This is a genomic window from Neorhizobium sp. T25_27, assembly GCF_002968565.1.
GTDB lineage: Bacteria > Pseudomonadota > Alphaproteobacteria > Rhizobiales > Rhizobiaceae > Neorhizobium > Neorhizobium tomejilense.
This window is the reverse complement of the sequence record NZ_PVBJ01000002.1, coordinates 1-20,221: the sequence shown is the minus strand read 5'-3', so window position 1 is coordinate 20,221 and position 20,221 is coordinate 1. Positions and strand designations below refer to the sequence as shown.

Sequence of the window (20,221 nt, the reverse complement as noted above, 5' to 3'; positions counted from 1 at the left end):
TCGTTAAGCAGCGACTACCACAGTTCGGTGTGGCGGTTGACGTCCTTGTAGAGCAGGTAACGGAAGCGGCCGGGGCCGCCGGCATAACAGGCCTGCGGGCAAAAGGCGCGCAGCCACATGTAGTCGCCCGCTTCGACCTCGACCCAATCCTGATTGAGCCTGTAGACCGCCTTGCCTTCGAGAACGTAGAGGCCATGCTCCATCACATGGGTCTCCATGAAGGGGATGGTCGCGCCCGGCTCCAGGGTGACGATGTTGAGATGCATATCGTAGCGGACGTCGGAAGTGTCGACGAAACGGGTTGTCCCCCAACGGTCGCCGGTGTCCGGCATCCATGAAATCGGATGCTCGTCTTCATGGGTAAAGACCGCCGGCGGAGCTTCCAGGCCCTCGACCGCCTGAAAGGCCTTGCGAACCCAGTGGAACTTGACAGGCGCCGTGCCGCGATTGCGCAGCTTCCACGGCGATCCGGCCGGGATATAGGCAAAGGAGCCTGCCCTCAGCGCATGATCGCTTCCGGCGAACTCGATCGACATCTCGCCCTCGACGACGAAGATTGCCGCCTCGGCGCGTGCGTTGGGTTCCGGCCGGTCGCTTCCGCCTCCGGGCTGAACTTCCACGATGTATTGCGAGAACGTCTCCGAAAATCCCGTCATTGGGCGGGAGATGATCCATACCCGGGTTCCCTGCCAATGGGGAAGCAGGCTGGCCACGATGTCCGACATGACGGTTCGAGGAATGACCGCATAGGATGTCGTGAAAACAGCCTTGCTGGAAAGAAGATCGGTCTGCGGCGGCAAACCGCCGAGGTTCGAATAATAATCTCTGTTGGTCATGGGTCTGTTTTGCGGTCCAATTTCGCGGCGTCTGATACGCATATGCTTTAAGCGCCGCGCGCCTCTAAGCAACCAATAAATTCGCCCCGGCAAGCCGCGGCTCCAAGATTTCCGCCACACATCGGACCGCTGCGGCTAGCGGCGCGGCATTTTTCGGCAGACGCCTCGCATTCTCGCCACAGAATTCGGCACGAGCCGTCCGCATCTCGAAATCGAGCTCATCTATCTGCGCTATTCCTTTTGGAGATAAGTGAAATCCTGGTTTCACAGAAATTGGCATGAAATCTGCTTCTCCTTTGATGACTGGCTCAAAGTCCAGCGACTTCAATAAAGAGGGAACAGCATGACCAACACATCATCGAGTAGCCGGCACGGCCTCGGCATTTTCCGGAACCTGCGGATGACGACGGTATTTGGCGCGACTGCGGCAGCACTCCTTGCAGCCGCCGCGACCCCCGCACTGGCGGCTGGAACGCTGCGCATCGGCATGACCGCTTCCGATATCCCGCTCACCACCGGCCAGACAGACCAGGGCGGCGAAGGCCAGCGCTTCATGGGTTATACGGTCTACAATTCTCTGATCGAATGGGACCTTTCGAAAGCCGACAAGCCATCCGCCCTCATTCCGGGCCTTGCGACATCCTGGCAGGTCGATCCGGCCGACAAGACCAAATGGGCCTTCAAGCTCCGCGACGGCGTCAAATTCCATGACGGCAGCGCCTTCGACGCGAATGCAGTCGTTTGGAACCTCGACAAGCTTCTGAAGGCGGATGCGCCGCAGTTCGACAAGCGCCAGGCGGCCCAGGGCAAGTCTCGCATTCCGGCGGTCGTTTCCTACAAGGTCGTGGATCCTCTGACGGTCGAAATCACCACCAACACGCCGGATGCGACGCTTCCCTACCAGCTGAGCTGGATCCTGATTTCGTCGCCGGCAAACTGGGAAAAGCAGGGCAGGAACTGGGATACGGTTGCCCAGAAGCCCTCCGGCACCGGCCCATGGAAGATGGAAAGCGGCTTTACGCCGCGCGAACGGGCCGAACTGACGCCCAACAAGGACTACTGGGACAAGGCGCGCGTTCCCAAGCTCGACAAGCTCGTTCTGATCCCGCTGCCGGAACCCAATACCCGTGTCGCGGCGCTTCGCTCCGGCCAGGTCGACTGGATCGAGGCTCCCGCCCCGGATTCGGTGAAATCACTGAAGGAGGCCGGTCTCAAGATCATCACCAATTCCTATCCGCATAACTGGACCTGGCACCTGTCGCGCATCGACGGTTCCCCGTGGAACGATATCCGCGTCCGGAAGGCCGCAAACCTTGCCGTTGACCGCGCTGGCCTCAACGAGCTTCTCGGCGGCCTTTCCGTTCCCGCGCAAGGCTACATGCCGCCCGGGCACCAGTGGTTCGGCAAGCCGACCTTCAAGGTGGAATACAATGTCGAGGAAGCCAAGAAGCTGATGAAGGAAGCGGGTTACGGCCCCGACAAGCCGCTCAAGACCAAGGTCATCATTTCCTCGTCCGGCTCTGGCCAGATGCTGCCGTTGCAGATGAACGAATATATCCAGCAGACGCTTGCCGAAGTCGGCATCAATATCGAATACGAGGTCGCCGACTGGAACACCGTCATCAACATCTGGCGGGCGGGTGCCAAGGATCCGAGCGCCAAGGGCGCCACCGCGGTCAACTACAGCTACTTCATCCAGGACCCCTTCACCGCAATGATCCGCCAGTCGCAGTGCAAGCTCGCCCCGCCGACCGGCACCAACTGGGGTTATTATTGCGACAAGGACATGGACGCGCTGTTCGACAAGGTGCGCAACACCTTCGATCCCGTGGAGCAGGACAAGGTGATGCAGCAGGTGCACGAGAAGTACGTGAACGATGCGCTGTTCCTGATGGTGACGCATGACGTCAACCCGCGCGCCATGACCGCCAAGGTCAAGGGCTTCGTCCAGGCACAGAACTGGTTCCAGGATTTTTCGACGATTACCATGGAGTAATCCCGAGCAGGCGGCGCGCCGGGCGATCGGCGCGCCGCCTTTCATGATGCCCGATCAACCTCCCCGGTGAGGACACCATGCTGCTCTATGCCCTGAAACGGCTTCTGCACGTCATTCCCGTCACGATCGGCGTGAGCATCGTATGCTTCATGCTGATCCATATCGCGCCTGGCGATCCGCTCGCAGCGATCCTGCCTTCGGATGCCTCCGCCGAACTGCAGACACAGATGCGCAGCTTCTACGGCCTCGACCGGCCGCTTCCGGTCCAATATGCCCTTTGGGCATGGCATGCGCTGCAGGGCGATCTCGGTACCTCGATCGCCAGCGGCCGGCCGGTGCTGAACGAGATCCTCGATGCATCCGTCAATTCCATCATCCTTGCCCTGGCTGCCGCCGTTATCGGCTTCGTGGCAGGCTCTTCCCTGGGTTTCCTTGCCGGCGTCTTCCGCGGAGGCTGGGTGGATCGCCTGGCGTCGGCTGTTTCGATGCTCGGCGTCAGCGTGCCCCATTATTGGCTCGGCATGGTGCTGGTCATCGCCTTTTCCGTCACCCTCGGCTGGCTGCCGGCCATGGGCGGCGGGCCGGAGGGATCGTCGGGCCGAGCCTTAAGCTGGGCATATCTGCAGTTCCTCATCCTGCCTGCGGTCACCATGTCGGTCATCCCGATGGGCATCATCGCCCGCACCATCCGCTCGCTGGTCGCCGATATCCTCTCCCAGGATTTCACCCAGGCACTCGCCGCCAAAGGGCTGATGACACCGCAGATCCTGCGCCATGTGGTGCGCAACGCCGCGCCGACCGCGCTCTCGGTCATGGGACTGCAGCTCGGTTACCTGCTCGGCGGCTCGATCCTGATCGAAACGGTTTTCTCCTGGCCGGGAACCGGCTTCCTGCTGAACGGCGCGATCTTCACCCGCGATCTGCCCATCCTGCAGGGCACGATCCTGGTGCTCGCCATGTTCTTCGTTTTCCTCAACCTCGTCGTCGACGTGCTGCAGAGCGCGATCGATCCCCGCATCCAGAGGAGCTGACACATGGCTGTCGTCACCGCAGACATCGCGGCCCCTTCTCCTGCCGCCATCGCCAAGTCCCCCGGCTTCTGGAGCGGCGTGCTGCGCCGCATCTCCCGTGACCCGGTCGCCATGACGGCCCTCTTCATTCTCCTGATCCTGGTGCTGATCGCGATTTTCGCTCCCTATATCGCGCCTTACGATCCCTCCAAGGGCAGCGTCATCCGTCGCCTCAAGCCGATCGGCACGCCAGGCTATATCTTCGGCACCGACGAACTCGGCCGCGACATGCTCTCCCGGCTGATCTATGGCGCGCGGCTCTCGCTGATCATGGGCGTCATTCCGGTACCGATTGCCTTCATCATCGGCTCGACGATCGGGATCGTCGCCGGTTATGCCGGCGGCATCGTCAACACGCTGATCATGCGCACGGTCGACGTTTTCTACGCCTTTCCGTCGGTCCTTCTGGCCGTGGCGCTGTCGGGCGCACTCGGCTCGGGGCTCACGAATGCGCTGGTTTCGCTGACAGTCGTCTTCATCCCGCAGATCGCCCGCGTCGCCGAAAGCGTCACCACCCAGGTCCGCAAGCTCGACTACGTGGACGCGGCGCGTGCCTCCGGCGCCCCGCCGATGACGATCATCCGCGTCCATATCCTCGGCAATGTGCTCGGCCCGATCTTCGTCTTTGCCACAAGCCTGATATCCGTCTCGATGATCCTCGCCTCGGGCCTCTCCTTCCTTGGCCTCGGCGTGCGGCCGCCGGACGCCGAATGGGGGCTGATGCTGAACACGCTTCGCACGGCGATCTACAACAACCCGTTCGTCGCGGCCCTGCCCGGCCTGATGATCTTCATCACCTCGATTTGCTTCAACCTTTTCTCAGACGGGTTGCGCTCAGCCATGGATGTGAAGTCATGATCAGCATCGTCGAAGAACCCGCCTACGATCTTCCCGTCGGCGAAAGGGGCGGGCCCGCGCAGCCGCTCATCTCCGCGCGCGGCCTGATCAAGCATTTCCCGGTCAAGGGCAGCGGCTTCATGAAGCCGAAGAAGGTCGTCCGCGCCGTCGACGGCGTGGATTTCGATATCTTCAAGGGCGAGACGCTCGGGGTCGTCGGAGAAAGCGGCTGCGGTAAGTCCACCACGGCGCGGCTGCTGATGCAGCTCATCTTGCCCGACCGAGGCGATATACTGTTTGACGGTGAGACGGTTGGCGGCGCGCTGCCGCTTTCCGACTACCGCCGCCAGGTCCAGATGGTCTTTCAGGACAGCTACGCCTCGCTCAACCCCAGGCTGACGATTGAAGAATCCATCGCCTTTGCGCCGCGCGTGCATGGCATTGCCGCGGGCAGGGCGATCGCCAGGGCCCACGACCTGCTGCACCGGGTCGGGCTGGAGCCATCGCGCTTTGCCGGCCGGTATCCGCACGAGCTGTCGGGCGGACAGCGGCAGCGCGTCAACATCGCCCGGGCGCTCGCGCTCGAACCGCGGCTCATCATCCTCGACGAAGCCGTGTCGGCGCTCGACAAGTCGGTAGAGGCCCAGGTCCTGAACCTGCTCCTCGACCTGAAGCGGGATTTCGGCCTGACTTACCTGTTCATCTCCCACGACCTCAACGTCGTGCGCTTCATGTGCGACCGGGTGATGGTCATGTATCTCGGCAAGGTGGCCGAGATCGGCAGCCGCGATGCGATCTTCGAGAACACCCGGCATCCCTATTCGGCGGCGCTGCTGGCCTCGATGCCAAAGATGGACCCCGCCGAAAGAACCTCCGAGCCGCCGCTCTCGGGCGACCCGCCGAACCCGATCGATCCGCCGTCAGGCTGTCGGTTCCATACCCGCTGTTCGTTCGCCGAGGGCATCTGCAGCGAGAATTTGCCACCGCTCGCCAGCGTTTCCGAAAGCCAGTCCGCAGCCTGCCTGATGTCCGTACCGGGCTCACGCCACAGCCGTGCGCCGGCATTGATGGAGGCATGACCATGCAAACCGCCGCGATGATCGATATTCGCAATCTTTCGGTGACGTTCAACCGCGGCCGAAAGCCCGTCAAAGCCGTCAACGGCGTCAGCCTTTCGGTCCAGCCGGGCGAGGTCGTTGCGCTGCTCGGCGAATCCGGGTCTGGCAAGAGCGTCACCATGCGCTCACTGCTGCGCCTGCACCCAAAAGGCACAACGATCGAAGGCTCGATGACCGTCGCCGGCCGCGATGTGACGGGATTGACGGCCAAGGATCTCGGTGCCTTTCGCGGCGCCGTCGCCTCGATGGTCTTCCAGGAGCCGCGGCTGGCACTCGACCCGGTCTACACGCTTGGCCGCCAGATAGAAGAAACCATCATGCGGCATGAGGGCATATCGCGCTCGCAAGCGGCGGCGCGCGCGCTTGCCCTCTTCCAGAAGGTCAAGATCCCTTCCCCGGAGCGCCGGCTGCAAAACTATCCGCATGAAATGTCCGGCGGCATGCTGCAGCGGTCGATGATCGCCATGGCGCTCGCCTGCAATCCGAAGGTCCTGCTCGCCGACGAACCGACCACGGCTCTCGATGCGACGGTCCAGATCCAGATCCTCCTGCTGATCCGCGATCTGCAGAAGGAATACGGGCTCTCCGTCATCTTCGTCACGCATGATATCGGCGTTGCGGCGGAAGTCGCGGACCGGATCGCGGTGATGTATGCCGGGCGGATCGTCGAGGAAGGCAGGGTCGCCGACATCATCCGCGAACCGAGGCACCCCTATACCAAGGGTCTGCTCGGCGCCCGCGTCGAACTGGCCCACGGACGCGACCGCCTGATCACCATCCCCGGGGCACCGCCGGACCTGGCCGCCATGCCGCCCGGTTGCGCCTTCGCGCCGCGCTGTGCCCAGGTTTCCGATCTCTGCCGCACGGAAGTACCGGCCTTGATGCCGGTCGGCGGGGCCGGCAGCGTCGCTTGTGTGCAATGTGCCTGAACGCCAAAGATGATGAGAGACGATGACAAGGCAGGGAGGGCGCCCGTGCAATCGCGCACGGAACGAGACATGACGCGTATCACATTGATCAACCCGAACACGTCCCGTGCGACGACGGTCATGATGACCGAGATCGCCCGGAAATACCTGCCGGAAAATTTCTCCGTGGAGGGGGTCACCGCCACGAGAGGAGTATCGATGATCCTGAATGGCGAGGAGCTTGCTGCATCGGCCGGCGGCGTCGTCGAAATGGGATTGGCCGCGGAGCAATTTAGCAATGGGCTGATCGTCAGCGCATTCGGCGATCCGGGCCTCGATCGCCTGAAGGCCCTGTCCAGCCTGCCGACAGTCGGCATCTGCGAGGCGAGCATGTACGAAGCCTCCGCCGGAGGCCGGCGGTTCGGCATCGCAACGGTCACCCCCGACCTCGTGGCGAGCTTCGCCGCCAAGGCTGAAACGCTTGGCCTTGCCCACCTCTTTACCGGGACGCGGCTGACCAGCGGCGATCCGCTGGTGCTTGCCTCCGACCCCGCGCGTTTGCACGCGGCCCTTGAGATCGCGGTTCGCGAATGTCTCGAACGGGATGGCGCTGAAGCCGTCATCATCGGCGGCGGCCCGCTGGGCCAGGCGGCGGACGATCTTCAGCGGGCTCTCTCTTCACCTGTGATTGCGCCTATCCGCTCCGCTGTCGAACTGTTGCTTTCCCGGATCGCCCATCCTCCTGAAGCCGGATCGAGGGCGAACTGATGGGGGCATCTCCCAGGCATGGAGAGGTCGTTTTTTCTGTTGCAAGTCGCGGCATCCCACCGGAAAGTCCGCGCGCTGATGTCTTGGCGGAGCTTCCCGTGCCGAAGGATAAATCGTTCCTGTATCGCGTAAGGCAGGCAATTCCCCAGATGCACCCTGCCGAGAAGCGTCTGGGGGAGTTCGTCTGCGACTTTCCCGGCGAACTTGCCAGCTATTCGGCGCAGGAGCTTGCCGCGCTTGCGCATGTCTCCAAGGCCACGGTGACGCGCTTCATCCAGCGCCTCGGCTACGAAAACTACGAGGAAGCCCGTCGCCATGCCCGGGCCGAAAGGCAGACCGGCTCCCGGCTCTTCCTGACGGCCGCTGCCGACGCCGCGGCCGCCCAGTCGATGCAGGCGCATGTCGCCCAGGGGGTCGCCAATCTTGAAGCAACGTTCCTTTCCATTTCCGAGGGCCAGATCGAGGCCGTGACGGAAGCGATGATAGCGGCGCGGAAGGTCTGGGTGCTCGGTTTCCGGAGCAGCCATCCCTTTGCCTCCTACCTGCAATGGCAGTTGACCCAGGTCATCGAGGATATCGTCGCAATCCCCGGCGCGGGGCAGACGCTTGGAGAACATCTTGTCAGCCTGCGGGAAGACGATGTGGTCGTGTTCTTCGCCATGCGCCGAAGAATTGCTCAGGTGGACGCCATCCTCGCCCAGCTCCGGAAGTCAAAAGCGAAATTCCTCTACATCACCGACGAGGGTGCCGCGTTCGAGACGTCGGCAACCTGGCATTTCCAATGCCAGACCCTGGCGCCTGGCCCGCTCTTCAACCACACGGCGGTCATGGCCCTCTGCCATCTGCTGATCACCCGATGCCTGGAGAAGGCAGGCGTCGAGGGGAGAAAGCGGCTACGCCACATCGAGACGCTGAATGAAGGGCTCGACGAACTCTGATGCGGTCAGCGCCGATGGCGAGAAGACCCCCGACACTCAATCCGGCTGCCAATCAATGCTGACCGATATCGCCACGGGCTTCAAACGGATCGGAATGAAATCCGACGTCCACGATCACAGCAGCGAGGTAACAACCTCGGACGGCCAGCAGGAAAAAGAAGGCCACTGACGTACACAGCACGATATAGTGTCTGAGTTGCGACCTCCTTGGCAGTGTTGATGCAAAAAGCGTCGCGGCATTCCGCACAAGCCGGCCCACTGCCACGATCAGAAACAGAACTACTATGATGTACCCGCTCAACGAGGCGGCGCTTATCAGCCAGTGAACCAAAAGACATATCCCGAAAAAAGCCTGCTCCTGCCGTGGAACTGCAATCCGCCAGAGCTCCATCGTCCAAGGCTCCTGTCCGGCTGCGGTTATTCTTTTTCTGTTGGTGTTTCTCTCTATCGCCGGATTGAAGCCGGGCGCGACCGCTGCAAGCCTCTCAGGATCGAACATCCTTCAATCCTTCTCGCCGACGGAGCAAACCAAAGACGGACTTCAACGCCACCCGCCATCGGGGCACCATCGGTTCTCGCATCCCTTCATTCTTTGTTTGCTCGATGCCAGCGTGTTCAACTCTCGTTGCCAGAGGCTGAACAAGGAACTCGATCCGTTTCATGAATGCGCTGCTGTCGAACCGTTTCGACGTTATCAACGGACCATCGCCGGAAGGCTCCGTGTGGAAGAAAACCTCGAGATTGACCACCGGGATGGAGCGGATATTGCGCACGAGATCGATCTCAGGTCGGGTCGTTATGGCGAAGGAATAATTGTCCGAACGGAGTGCCGTAAAAGCCTCCGGAAACGTCGACACCGCAACGGACTCATATCCGTGGGCCGCCAGTATCGCGACGATCGCATTGGCCGCCGCCACGGGCAGAAACACAAGAATTCTCTTGGGGTGAATGGTTTCGATAGACATAGCGAGTTCCTCATACGGAGATGAGAAAACCTAGCTTTTGCCGGTGCAAGAGTGTGTTTGGTTTTGTTTGATTTTGTTGCAGCCGCCGTCCGCGGTTCAGCGGTATCGACCGGGACAACATTTCTTAACATCACAAAACCCAAGTTAACGGCGTCGTCTGGGACAGTGCGCTCCGCAAGAGGCTGGCGCGTCGGGCTTACACCTGCACGCCAAAAACTCTCTACCGGATCCCAGGAGCCAATTCGAATGTCATTGACCAAGTCCTTCTTAAGCCATCCGCGGCGCGTCGCCATCGCTGCGGGGCTCGCGGTTGTCGCTTGCCCCCTTACCCAGGCGAGCGCGGCCGACCCTTACGAAGGTGAAGAGGCTGCTATCCCCGCGACAGAGAATTTCGACAAGGGACGGTTTGGCGGGATACGCCAGAAGCTTTCCGACTGGAACGTCATGGTTGGCGCCGGAGCCATGTATGCACCTAAATTCGAAGGATCGGACGAGTTCGAACTGGTCCCCATTCCCATGATTTCCGCCACCTTCGGCGATCGCGTCACGGTCGATCCGGGCGGGCTGGAAATCGATGTGCTGAAGTCCAACGGCGTTAAGCTCACGGTGAAAGGCGGTTACGACATGGGGGGCGGGCGCGATGAAGACGATTCCGATCACCTGAAGGGACTGGGTGACATCGACGCTGGGGCTGTCGTCGGAGCGCAGCTTTCGTATGAAATGGGTCCGCTGGAATTTTATGCGTCTGTCGACAAGACAATCGGGGGCAGCGACGGCTTGATCGGTCAGGTCGGTGCGAATGTCTCGCATCACTATGATCGCTTTATTCTTTCCGCGGGCGCTTCCGCGACGTTCGCCGACGACAATCACATGGAAAGCTATTTTGGGGTAACCGCCGCCCAGTCTGCGAGATCGGGATTACGGCAATACGAGGCAGGCGCTGGCCTGAAGCGCTTCGATATCGAGGCGTCCGTCACATATATGGCGACCGAACACTGGGTTATTCGTGGCCAGGCAGCGGTCGGTTTCCTGACCGGCGATGCGAAGGATAGTCCGATCGTTCAGAACGACGTTCAGCCATCTGCGATGCTGATGGTCGGGTACAAGTTCTAGGAACCCAATAGGCGCAGAGAAGCCGCAGACATCCTCTCCGTTCGCCGGCCTCTTATCCTCGGCTTCTCGCAGTCAACTCCACATCGCGGTCATTCCCTCCCGGCGAGCAGGCATTCCATCTGGCCGGGTCTGGAGCCGCAGGCCGGCCCAACTGGTCGGACATGAAATCGCGGCTGATGACTACGGGCAGTAAGCGCGATGCCAGAAAAGCAGATTCAACCGATGCGACCGACAACTCTTCTTCTCGCCCTGTTCGTGAGCGTGAACCTTGCTTCCGCAGCGGAGCCTGTGCTTGCGCAACAGAACAAGGCGGCAGCGCTTACCGTCGCCGTGGCCAATCCCGCAGAACGCCGATGGCCTGAAACGATACCGGCCAGCGGCTGGCTCAAGCCCTGGCATGAAGCGGTGATCGCCGCGGAAATCGATGGCCTGCGCGTGACCGCCGTCCTTGTCGATGTCGGATCGGTCGTTTCGAAGGGTCAGCCCCTCGTCCGGCTTGCCGACGAAGCCGTGCGTGCAGAACTGCGTAACCAAGAGGCCGCCTTGGCAAGCGCCAGGGCGGACCTCGCCAAGGCGACGGCGAATGCCGACCGGGCGCGCAAGGTGCAGGGAAGCGGCGTGCTGTCGGATGAAAAGATCAACGAATACCTGATCGCCGAACAGACGGCGATGGCAGGGGTGGGATCCGCCGAAGCCTTGCTGGAAGGCCAGAAGATCAAACTCGCCAAGACGACTATCCTGGCCGTGGACGATGGACTGATCACATCCCGCTCGGCCCAGCTCGGCGCCGTCGTCTCTTCCGGCACGGAACTGTTCCGCATGATCCGCCAGCAACGCGTCGAATGGCAGGCGGAAGTGTCCGCGCGCTATCTGCCTCGCATCAGGCAAGGCCTCACAGCCACGATCGTCGGTCCTGGTGATCGACGCGTCAAAGGAACCGTTCGGCTTGTCGCTCCGACGGTCAGCACCGATACCGGACGGGCGCTCGCCTACGTGGCGCTGCCGGCGGCGGCGCGCCCGCCCATCGGTCTGTACGTCACCGGCCAGATCGAGCTTGAGACCACCACGGCGCTCGCCGTACCCGAGACGGCGCTCGTCCTGCGTGACGGCATCGCTTACGTCTTCACCGTGGATGCAGACAGGCGCGCGTCACGCATTCGCGTGGAAACCGGCCGCCGCAATGGCAGTGAAGTGGAAATCCTCTCTGGCCTCGACCGCTCGACCGCCGTCGTGACGACGGGTGGTGCTTTCCTTTCGGACAAGGCCTTCGTCCGGGTGGGTGGAGACGCGCTCGTCAAGCTCGAAAAGGGAGAATCGCGATGAACTTCTCCGCCTGGTCGATCCGCAATCCGGTTCCCGCCATCCTTCTGTTCATCCTGCTGACCGTCGGCGGCCTCATTGCGTTCGACCGGCTCGCTGTACAGAACTTTCCCGACATGGATCTGCCGACGATCAAGATCAGCGCCTCGCTTGAAGGCGCCGCGCCGGCGCAGCTCGAAACGGAAGTCGCGCGCAAGATCGAAGACAGGCTTGCATCGCTGAGCCTCCTCGACCACATCACAACGACGGTCACGGACGGATCGGTCATCATCAATGTCTCGTTCCAGTTGGGAAAGGACAGCGAGGAAGCACTGAACGAGGTGCGCAATGCCGTCGATAGTGCGAGCGGCGACCTGCCTTCCGAGATGCAGGCGCCGGGCGTGACCAAGGTGACAGTGCAGGGCTCCACCCTTCTCACCTACGCGGTGCGCTCCGCCCGCCTCAACGAGACGGAACTCTCCTGGTTCGTCGACAACGACATGACAAAGGCCCTGCTTTCCGTACCCGGCGTCGGCGAGGCCAGCCGGATCGGTGGCATCGAGCGCGAAGTGCACATCGACCTCACCCCCCAGATCATGAGCGCGCTCGGCCTCAGCGCTGCTACCGTTTCCTCGCAGCTCAAGTCCGTGCAGTCGGACACATCGGGCGGCCGGGCTGAGATCGGCGGCGGCAAGCAGGGGATCCGCACGCTTGGGGCGGTTTCGTCGGTCGAGGAACTGAAAGCGCTCGCAATCCCGCTTCCGAGCGGAGAGCTGGTGCAGCTGGCCGAGATTGGCGCGGTGGCGGACAGCTTTGCCGACCGCTCGTCGATCGCCTATCTCGATGGCGAACCCGTGATCGCTGTTGAGGTGAAACGATCCAACGGCTTTTCGGATACGGGCGTCGCGGCCGCCATCGAAGCGGCCATGCAGGACTTTGCCGCAGCCAACCCCGATGTCGAGATCGTTCAGGCCTACAGCACGGTCGGGCCGATCATCGAAAACTACGACGGCTCCATGAACATGCTCTATGAAGGTGCAATCCTGGCGGTCGTGGTGGTTTGGCTCTTCCTGCGCGACTGGCGGGCGACCCTGCTTTCGGCGGTGGCGCTGCCGCTCTCGGTCGTCCCGACCTTTCTCGTGATGTATCTGGCGGATTTCAGCCTCAATACGGTGACGCTGCTCGCCCTCTCGCTCGTGGTCGGCATCCTCATCGATGATGCGATCGTCGAGATCGAGAACATTGCGCGCCACCTGCAAATGGGAAAAACTCCGAAGGGGGCTGCGCTCGAGGCCGCCGATGAAATTGGCCTAGCCGTCGTCGCAACGACCTTGACGCTCGTCGCGGTCTTCCTGCCGACCGCTTTCATGAGCGGTATTCCCGGCCTGATCTTCCGCCAGTTCGGCATAACAGCAGCGGTGGCCGTTCTCGCCTCACTGGTCGTCGCACGCCTTCTGACGCCGATGATGGCCGCTTATCTGATGAAGGCGCGTCCCATCGAGCAGAGGGACGGCGCGATCATGCGCGCCTACATGGCCGTCGTCAAAACCTGCCTGCACCATCGCAAGTTGACGGTCCTCGGCGTCTGCATATTCCTCGGGCTCTCGCTCTCGACGATTACCATGCTCAGCGCTGGCTTCCTGCCCGCATCCGACGATTCGCAGACGAAGGTCACTCTGACGCTTCAGCCCGGCAGCCCGATTGAACAAACGGACGCCATGACGCGGCGGGCGGCGGATATCGTTTCCGGCCTGCCGGACGTCACGCGGGTGTTTTCCGCCGTCGGAAGCGCCTCGTCGGATGACATGATCGATTCATCGACGACCGTCGATACGGCGACCGCCTCGCTTGTCGCCGATTTGAAGAAGATCGGCGAACGCAGCCGCAAGCAGGCCGAGATCGAAAACGAGATCCGACGGGCGCTCGCGGTTCTCCCAGGCGTCAGGATCGAAGTGGGTACGGGCGGCAGCGGTACGACGCTGGAAATAACGCTCGCCAGCGACGATTCCGGAGCACTCGACCGGGCGGCGGGAGCACTCGAAGAACAGCTGCGAGGCCTTCAAGGCATCGGCGCAGTGACGTCCAGCGCCTCCCGGCAGGCCCCGGAAGTCCAGATCGTCCCGGACCTCAATCGCGCCGCCGCCCTCGGCGTCACGGCAGAAGCGATTTCCGAAGCGGTTCGCGTGGCCACGAGCGGGGATTATTCCTCCTCGCTTGCCAAGCTCAACCTGCCCCAGCGCCAGCTTCCCATCCGCGTCCGGTTCGATCCCGGTAACCGGACGACGCTTGACGACATTGCAAATCTTCGCGTTGCCGGTGCCAGGGGCAGCGTCGATCTCGGTTCGGTCGCCGACATCCGCATCGGGGGCAGTCCGTCCGAGATCAGCCGCATCGACCGCTCGCGAAACGTTACGCTGTCGGTCGAACTCAACGGCCGCATCCTCGGCGAGGTCTATCGCGAAGCGCAGGCGCTGCCCGCCCTCCAAAACCTTCCGGACGACGTCAGGCTCGTCGAACAGGGCGAACTGGAGCGCAGCTCGGAACTCTTCGACAACTTCGCCATCGCCATGGGGATAGGCGTATTCTGCATCTATGCGGTTCTGGTATTGCTCTTCCATGACTTCCTCCAGCCGCTGACGATCCTTATGGCGCTGCCGCTATCGCTCGGCGGAGCGCTGCTGCCGCTCGTGCTGACCGGAACCAGCTTCTCCATGCCCGTTTTGATCGGCCTGCTCATGCTGATGGGAGTGGTCACGAAGAATTCGATCCTGCTGGTCGAATATGCGATCATGTCGCGACGCGCAGGTCTTTCGCGCTTCGACGCCCTGGTCGACGCCTGCCATAAGCGCGCCCGCCCGATCGTCATGACGACGATCGCCATGGGCGGCGGCATGCTTCCCGTGGCCCTGAGCCTCAGCGGCGGCGATGCAAGCTTCCGTCAACCGATGGCGATCGTCGTGATCGGCGGCCTAATGACGTCCACCGTCCTCAGCCTCGTCGTCATTCCCGTGATCTTCACCTTTGTCGACGATTTCCTGCTGCTTCTAAAGCTTCGGGAGGGACGAGAACCGCGAGGCCGTGCTCCATGAACCGAAGATTGAGGCTGGCCGCCAGTGCTGACGAACCCATCGAATCAGAGTCCGTGGCGGAAGCGCAAAAACAAAATTAAGCATAATTGTTGCTGACAACCATGCTGCGAAACGGGCTAACTGATAATCGGGATTCCGGCACGAATGGCCAAGCCTATGAATAACGTCGCATCCAATGTTCTTGTACAAGGGTCAGCCCGAATCCTGGTCGTCGAGGATGATCGGGATATCGCCAGCATGCTGATCGATCTGATCAAGGAGGCGGGTTATGCCGCAGAGGCGGTCGGATCTGCGGTTGAAATGGACGGTGTCCTGAAGAAGAAGGAATTCGACCTTATAGTGCTGGATGGAATGCTGCCGGGTGAGGATGGTTTCAGCATATGCAGAAGAATCAGGTCGTCTGATACGATACCCATCCTCATGCTGACGGCGCGAACGAAAGAGATAGACAGGGTTGTCGGACTGGAGCTGGGCGCCGATGACTACGTCACGAAGCCGTTCAAATCCAGGGAACTTCTGGCGAGGATAAAGGCGCTTCTGCGGCGGTCGTCGTATTCAGCGCAGGTCAAGCCACAGCAGGCACCCATGACGTTTGCGGGCTGGCGGATCGACCCGGTCACGCGTGAATTGACCGACCGCGATGGTTTTCATGTGTCGCTCACGACGGCGGAATTTGATGTGCTGCTGGTGTTTTGCCAGAACCCCCGGCAGGTAATGAACCGCCAGGAAATACTGGCCCGTACCCACGCAGGCTCTGCAGGACCTGTCGAACGCAGCATTGATGTCCATGTCAGTCGTGTCCGGCAGAAAATCGAACCTAATTACAAGGAGCCGACATTTATTAAAACCGTGCGCCTGGGCGGATATGTTTTCACTCCGGAGGTTGCGATAGCACCATGATTGGCCGCTTGCGCAGGGCATCCATACGAACCCAATTCATGGTGTTCGCATCTATTGTTCCGCTGCTCGTTATCTTTCTTATCGCTGTTCTCCCTGAGCCATTCATTTTCCAGAATGAAAAAATGCTTATGGGCAAAGGCGCTCAAATCGAGCTGCTTGTGCATCAGGTCAGAAGCGCCAGAAATGACGACGAAATCGAGCATCTGGTGAGGGCAAGCGCCTCCGGCAATTTCGAATTGAAGGTTCTGCCATGGAGCGACGTCCGTAGCGAATTGGCGCGTCAAACGGGTGATCCCCTCATCTCGGACGCGCTTCAGGATGTCTTGCCTGCCGATTTTGAGGTGGTGGTTCTTAAAGACAGTTCGGACGGCGGGGGACACAGTACGGTTGCGGTGCGCCTTGACGCGCACCGTGCCCTCGTTATCGGGTTCACCGGTGCCGATGTTTCCCCCTCGTCTTTCAGCGCAGTCGCCGAGTTCATCGCCAAGGCCAACATCCTGATGCTGCCGATGCTCCTCCTGGTGCTCTATATAAGCCGCATGATCACGTCGCCTCTCGTCCGCTTTGCCGACGCGGCAAAGAGACTGCGCCTCGACGGTAACGAAGAAGAGCAATTTACCGCCGAAGGCGCCAGGGAACTTCGCACACTTGCGACGGCACTCAACAACATGCGCCACCGCATCCGTAAGATGGTCGATGATCGCACACGGATGCTGACGGCTGTGAGCCACGATCTCAGGACGCCGCTGACACGACTGCGAATGCGCGTGGAGCGTTCGAAGGACCCCGCCTCCAGGGAAGCAATGTTGGCGGATATTGACAACCTCACCACCATGATTGAGGAAAGCCTTCAGTATTTAAGCAGCACCGTTACAGCCGAACCGCCTCGAAAGGTTGATATTTCCAGCCTTCTGCGGACTATCGCGTCGGAATTTTGTGACCTCGGCCATGACGTAATTTACTGCGGACCCGAGCGGTTTGGATACGTGTGCCAACAAAAGGCTCTCATACGCGCTGTCACCAATATCGTGGAGAACGCGGTAAGGTTCGGCACGAAGGTAGCTGTCGAGTTGCGCAATAGCCCGCAGGGTGGAGCGGTAATAATTGTGAGCGACAACGGCCCAGGCCTTGAAGAAGGGCTTGAGGACAAGGTCCTGGAGCCCTTCTTCAAGGTTGACGAGGCCCGGTCACTCAATTCCAGCAGCGGTTTTGGGCTGGGGCTTTCGATTGCGGATGAAATTGCAAAGGGCCACGGTGGCTCGCTGCTACTTGAAAACGTATTGCCGCATGGTCTGCGGGTGACGCTACAGTTGCCGCCGGTGGAGACCGCACCGCATCGAAGCAGCCAGGCTTCATCTGCGAAAGAACAGGCGCTAGCTCAAGAGGCTCTCGTCAAGCAGAGGTAATCGACCACATGCTGGCGCAATCCCCGATGATGGTCACACGCGCTGCCGATCAGCTGGTGCCGCTGACGATATCGACGGCAACTTGGGCTCAAGGATTGCCGGCCTGACGAGGTAGTGCATGTCACCCCGGCGGTCTTCGGAGAGAGCCAGCGGAATCCCCAATGCTGCCTCCCGAAGCAGTTTTTCCATCTCTCTCAAAGACACCCGGTCTGCCCGCATCATTAGCCGGATCAGAGGATCCTTCAGGACCTCGGCAATCGTCATCTCATCATCGGTCATAACGACCTCCCGTTTTGCTGTCGCGATCGATAACCGCGGCAAGCAACCGCGCGATGTCAGAACAGGGACGAAACCAAGGCGATCGATGAAGTTTTGTTGCGGGATATCAATCGGGAATGCATGGCCGTTGTTCGTCAGCCGGCCGCCACATGGACAACTGCCAGGCGTCGGCAATCCATGAAGCCCGCCGCCGAGCCGGTGGTGAACACCCGATCGCAGCGGCCAATGATTCTTAACATTACAAAACCCAAGGCAACGACGAACTCTGCATTGATACCGCCAGATTCGATTCCGAAGGAAGTTACCGTGAATTTCAAAGGTTATCTGGTGAGCCCGCCGCGTTGGGCGATCGGTCCATCATGGAGTCCGCAGGCAACATCCGCGGATGACATCGGCTGTACGGTCGGTGGAAATTTCAACGTCCCCTCCAGATATTCGCCCGGCGCAAGGCTATAGCCGTGTATCACGTGGTAGCTATCTTCCTGCTGGCTTTTCTCGCCGGCTGCATGGCGCCGGACCGTATTGCCTATGGGCCGAAAGCCGCCGCGACCGCCGGTATCGAGGGGTTCGGCGATGTCCGTATCTACGCGGATGCAAGCCGGAGCCTGCCTGAAACACGTGCATGGCTGCCCATCCCGAGACACAAGGAAGTCAACTACCTCGTGTTGTCGGGCGGTGGCGCCGGAGGCGCGTTCAGCGTCGGGGCGCTGAAGGCCTGGTCGGATAGCGGACAGCGGCCCGAATTCGACATTGTCAGCGGCGTCAGCACCGGCGCATTGATCGCGCCTTACGCCTTCCTCGGTCCCGGCTATGACAATACCCTCGTCGACTTGTACACGAGCGGGGTCGCCAAGACATTGGTCGATGCCGATTTCCTGCCCCAGGGCCTTCTCGGCGCGAGCCTCCTGAAGCAGAAGCCTCTTCGAACGATGGTCGAGCGGTACCTGACGCAGGAGGTGCTGGCGAAGATTGCCGCAGAACACCGCAAGGGCCGGCGCCTGCTTGTCTTGACCTCGAACCTCGATTCCCAAAGAGCGGTGATCTGGAACATGGGCGCCATCGCCGACAGCGGTCGGCCCGACGCCCTAAAACTCTTCCGCGACGTTGTCATCGCCTCGGCAAGCATCCCCGGCCTTTATCCGGCGGTACTCATCAAGGCAAAGTCAGGCGATCAGTCCTTCGAGGAAATGCATTCCGACGGAGGCGCGGCGTCCCAAATCCTGACGATTCCGGAGGGATGGATGGCCAATTCGGACAAGGTCGAGTGGCCCAAGGGCGTGAAGCTGAACATGTACATCATCATCAACAACGCGCTGATGTCTGAATTTTCAACCACCACGAACAACACGTTTACGGTCATGGCCAGGGCGAATTCCTCCCTCATCAAGGCGCAGACACGTAGCGCGCTGGTGGCCACCTACATCTATGCTCAAAGGAGCGGCATTCGGTTCCGCGTGGCCTCGATCGATGCGCAGCTCGCCTACAATATGACCGATCCGTTCAACACCAACTACATGCGTGCGGTCTTCAACCTCGGATACGCAAAAATGGCGAGCGGCAACCTGTGGAAAGACAGGCCTTCGTTCGCCGACACGCTCACAGCCGCACAGACGGCACAGTGGCGATAGCCGCGCCGACCTCCCCCTAAATCCAATAGGAGAACCAAATGTTACATCCCCGCCTTGGCTTGGCAGGCATCCAGCCGTGCCATCGGCTGATTGCGCCCGCTCTCCTTGTGTTGTTGCTTGGCGGTTGCGCCGCCGTGCCGCTCGAACGGGCAAGTTCGCTCACGTCCTATGACAGTTTGACATCGAACAACGGGCGAATGACCAAGGCAAATTATCGAGTCGCATCAACCGATCTTGTATCCGCCAGAACGATCTACATCGAGCCAACCAAGGTTTCGGACGGTGCTGCACTATCCATCAGCAAATCTTCCGATCGCGCCCTGGTCGCGAATGTGATCAGCCGCGCCCTCTGCGTCGGCGCCAGCGATCGTTTCATGGTTGTGGAGCGGAAAGAGGAAGCGGATCTCGTCGTTCACGCCACAATCACTCGCATTGTGCCGACCAATACCGCGGTGGCGGCCCTGTCGACTGCAACGTCGCTCGGAGCCAACTTCGTCGCTCCGGTGCCCGTCCCGCGGTTGCCTATCGGGCTTGGAGGTCTTGCCGTGGAGGCCGAGGCAACCACAAGGGACGGCAAGCAAGTCGGTGCGATGGTATGGGCAAAGGGAGCGAACTTCGTGACCACCAGTGCGCGCGTTTCGCAGATCGGGGACGCCTACTCGCTTGCGGCGAGCTTCGGCAGTGATTTTTCCAGGATGCTCGTCAGCGGCAAGACGCCGTTCAAGGGTCTGCCCAAGATCCCTTCTGGGCAGAGGATCAAGTCGGGACTTGGTGGAAAGCCGAAATACCCTGCCTGCGAGAAATTTGGCCGGTCGCCCGGTCTGGTGGATTTTGCGGCCTCCCAGGTCGGGATGCCGCCCACCTGGACCGACAAGCAGCTTCCGGCACAGAACCGGTAGACCATATCGCTCGACAACAAAAAACTCCCGGAGCGATTGCTTCGGGAGTTTTTGGAATTTGGTTGCGGGGGCAGGATTTGAACCTGCGGCCTTCAGGTTATGAGCCTGACGAGCTACCGGGCTGCTCCACCCCGCGTTAAGCGTAAATCCCTGCGGGATTTATCGCGGTGCG

19 protein-coding genes and 1 tRNA gene are annotated in these 20,221 nt (G+C 61.0%); 15 read left to right on the top strand and 5 right to left on the bottom strand.

The genetic code is table 11. The features are described from left to right. Positions 1-14 precede the first annotated feature (14 nt). Positions 15-836: a bifunctional allantoicase/(S)-ureidoglycine aminohydrolase gene (locus tag C5J24_RS06840; protein WP_105416753.1), complete on the bottom strand. Its 822-nt coding sequence runs from the start codon at positions 834-836 to the stop codon at positions 15-17. A gap of 400 nt (positions 837-1,236) precedes the next feature. Here C5J24_RS06840 and C5J24_RS06835 point away from each other — a divergent pair, with 400 nt between their 5' ends. From C5J24_RS06835 to C5J24_RS06805, 7 genes are all read left to right on the top strand, one after another. Then, positions 1,237-2,832, top strand: a complete 1,596-nt coding sequence (locus tag C5J24_RS06835; RefSeq protein ID WP_105416751.1) for an ABC transporter substrate-binding protein — start codon at positions 1,237-1,239, stop codon at positions 2,830-2,832. Positions 2,833-2,909: 77 nt separating this feature from the next. Beyond that, the gene (locus tag C5J24_RS06830) at positions 2,910-3,863 is read left to right on the top strand and encodes an ABC transporter permease (protein ID WP_105416749.1); all 954 of its coding nucleotides are present in this window, start codon (positions 2,910-2,912) and stop codon (positions 3,861-3,863) included. 3 nt (positions 3,864-3,866) lie between these two features. Beyond that, positions 3,867-4,760 carry an ABC transporter permease gene (locus tag C5J24_RS06825; protein WP_105416747.1) on the top strand — a complete coding sequence of 298 codons (894 nt, stop codon included), beginning with the start codon at positions 3,867-3,869 and terminating at the stop codon, positions 4,758-4,760. After that, complete coding sequence (locus tag C5J24_RS06820; protein WP_105416745.1) at positions 4,757-5,818, top strand: ABC transporter ATP-binding protein; 1,062 nt, start codon at positions 4,757-4,759, stop codon at positions 5,816-5,818. The genes C5J24_RS06825 and C5J24_RS06820 overlap by 4 nt, the downstream gene beginning before the upstream one ends. 2 nt (positions 5,819-5,820) lie before the next feature. Continuing rightward, a complete protein-coding gene (locus C5J24_RS06815; RefSeq protein WP_371674053.1) occupies positions 5,821-6,786 on the top strand; it encodes an ABC transporter ATP-binding protein in 966 nt (321 codons plus the stop codon). Positions 6,787-6,855: 69 nt separating this feature from the next. Then, positions 6,856-7,533: an aspartate/glutamate racemase family protein gene (locus tag C5J24_RS06810; RefSeq protein WP_105416743.1), complete on the top strand. Its 678-nt coding sequence runs from the start codon at positions 6,856-6,858 to the stop codon at positions 7,531-7,533. Between the two features lie 98 nt (positions 7,534-7,631). Continuing rightward, positions 7,632-8,471 carry a MurR/RpiR family transcriptional regulator gene (locus tag C5J24_RS06805; RefSeq protein WP_105417610.1) on the top strand — a complete coding sequence of 280 codons (840 nt, stop codon included), beginning with the start codon at positions 7,632-7,634 and terminating at the stop codon, positions 8,469-8,471. Between the two features lie 52 nt (positions 8,472-8,523). Here C5J24_RS06805 and C5J24_RS32265 read toward each other — a convergent pair whose 3' ends face one another. Both C5J24_RS32265 and C5J24_RS06795 read right to left on the bottom strand, forming a co-directional pair. After that, the gene (locus tag C5J24_RS32265; RefSeq protein WP_245446561.1) at positions 8,524-8,970 is read right to left on the bottom strand and encodes a hypothetical protein; all 447 of its coding nucleotides are present in this window, start codon (positions 8,968-8,970) and stop codon (positions 8,524-8,526) included. Further along, positions 8,957-9,436, bottom strand: a complete 480-nt coding sequence (locus C5J24_RS06795; protein WP_105416741.1) for a hypothetical protein — start codon at positions 9,434-9,436, stop codon at positions 8,957-8,959. The genes C5J24_RS32265 and C5J24_RS06795 overlap by 14 nt, the downstream gene beginning before the upstream one ends. 246 nt (positions 9,437-9,682) lie before the next feature. On the opposite strand from C5J24_RS06795, the gene C5J24_RS06790 reads away from it, so the two are divergent. The 5 genes from C5J24_RS06790 to C5J24_RS06770 all read left to right on the top strand — a co-directional run bounded on the left by C5J24_RS06790 (position 9,683) and on the right by C5J24_RS06770 (position 17,243). Beyond that, positions 9,683-10,549 (top strand): MipA/OmpV family protein, encoded by an 867-nt coding sequence (locus C5J24_RS06790; protein WP_245437305.1) that lies wholly within the window; start codon positions 9,683-9,685, stop codon positions 10,547-10,549. Positions 10,550-10,771: 222 nt separating this feature from the next. Further along, a complete protein-coding gene (locus tag C5J24_RS06785) occupies positions 10,772-11,872 on the top strand; it encodes an efflux RND transporter periplasmic adaptor subunit (protein WP_105416740.1) in 1,101 nt (366 codons plus the stop codon). After that, the gene (locus C5J24_RS06780) at positions 11,869-14,937 is read left to right on the top strand and encodes an efflux RND transporter permease subunit (RefSeq protein WP_105416738.1); all 3,069 of its coding nucleotides are present in this window, start codon (positions 11,869-11,871) and stop codon (positions 14,935-14,937) included. Before C5J24_RS06785 ends, C5J24_RS06780 begins: the two co-directional genes overlap by 4 nt. A gap of 144 nt (positions 14,938-15,081) precedes the next feature. After that, the gene (locus C5J24_RS06775; protein WP_105405012.1) at positions 15,082-15,837 is read left to right on the top strand and encodes a response regulator; all 756 of its coding nucleotides are present in this window, start codon (positions 15,082-15,084) and stop codon (positions 15,835-15,837) included. Between the two features lie 38 nt (positions 15,838-15,875). Next, complete coding sequence (locus C5J24_RS06770) at positions 15,876-17,243, top strand: HAMP domain-containing sensor histidine kinase (RefSeq protein ID WP_245446559.1); 1,368 nt, start codon at positions 15,876-15,878, stop codon at positions 17,241-17,243. Positions 17,244-17,276: 33 nt separating this feature from the next. Here C5J24_RS06770 and C5J24_RS06765 read toward each other — a convergent pair whose 3' ends face one another. After that, positions 17,277-17,522, bottom strand: coding sequence for a hypothetical protein (locus tag C5J24_RS06765; RefSeq protein ID WP_105416734.1), 246 nt, complete (start codon positions 17,520-17,522; stop codon positions 17,277-17,279). Positions 17,523-17,699: 177 nt separating this feature from the next. Between C5J24_RS06765 and C5J24_RS31780 the strand changes: the two genes are divergently transcribed. The 3 genes from C5J24_RS31780 to C5J24_RS06755 are packed head-to-tail and all read left to right on the top strand — an operon-like array spanning position 17,700 to position 20,049. After that, a complete protein-coding gene (locus tag C5J24_RS31780; protein WP_172723879.1) occupies positions 17,700-17,978 on the top strand; it encodes a hypothetical protein in 279 nt (92 codons plus the stop codon). Positions 17,979-17,980: 2 nt separating this feature from the next. Then, a complete protein-coding gene (locus C5J24_RS06760; RefSeq protein ID WP_105416732.1) occupies positions 17,981-19,150 on the top strand; it encodes a patatin-like phospholipase family protein in 1,170 nt (389 codons plus the stop codon). 38 nt (positions 19,151-19,188) lie between these two features. After that, positions 19,189-20,049 carry a DUF3313 domain-containing protein gene (locus C5J24_RS06755; RefSeq protein ID WP_105416731.1) on the top strand — a complete coding sequence of 287 codons (861 nt, stop codon included), beginning with the start codon at positions 19,189-19,191 and terminating at the stop codon, positions 20,047-20,049. 59 nt (positions 20,050-20,108) lie between these two features. Here C5J24_RS06755 and C5J24_RS06750 read toward each other — a convergent pair. Further along, positions 20,109-20,185: transfer RNA gene (locus tag C5J24_RS06750), tRNA-Met, on the bottom strand. Positions 20,186-20,221: the final 36 nt, after the last annotated feature.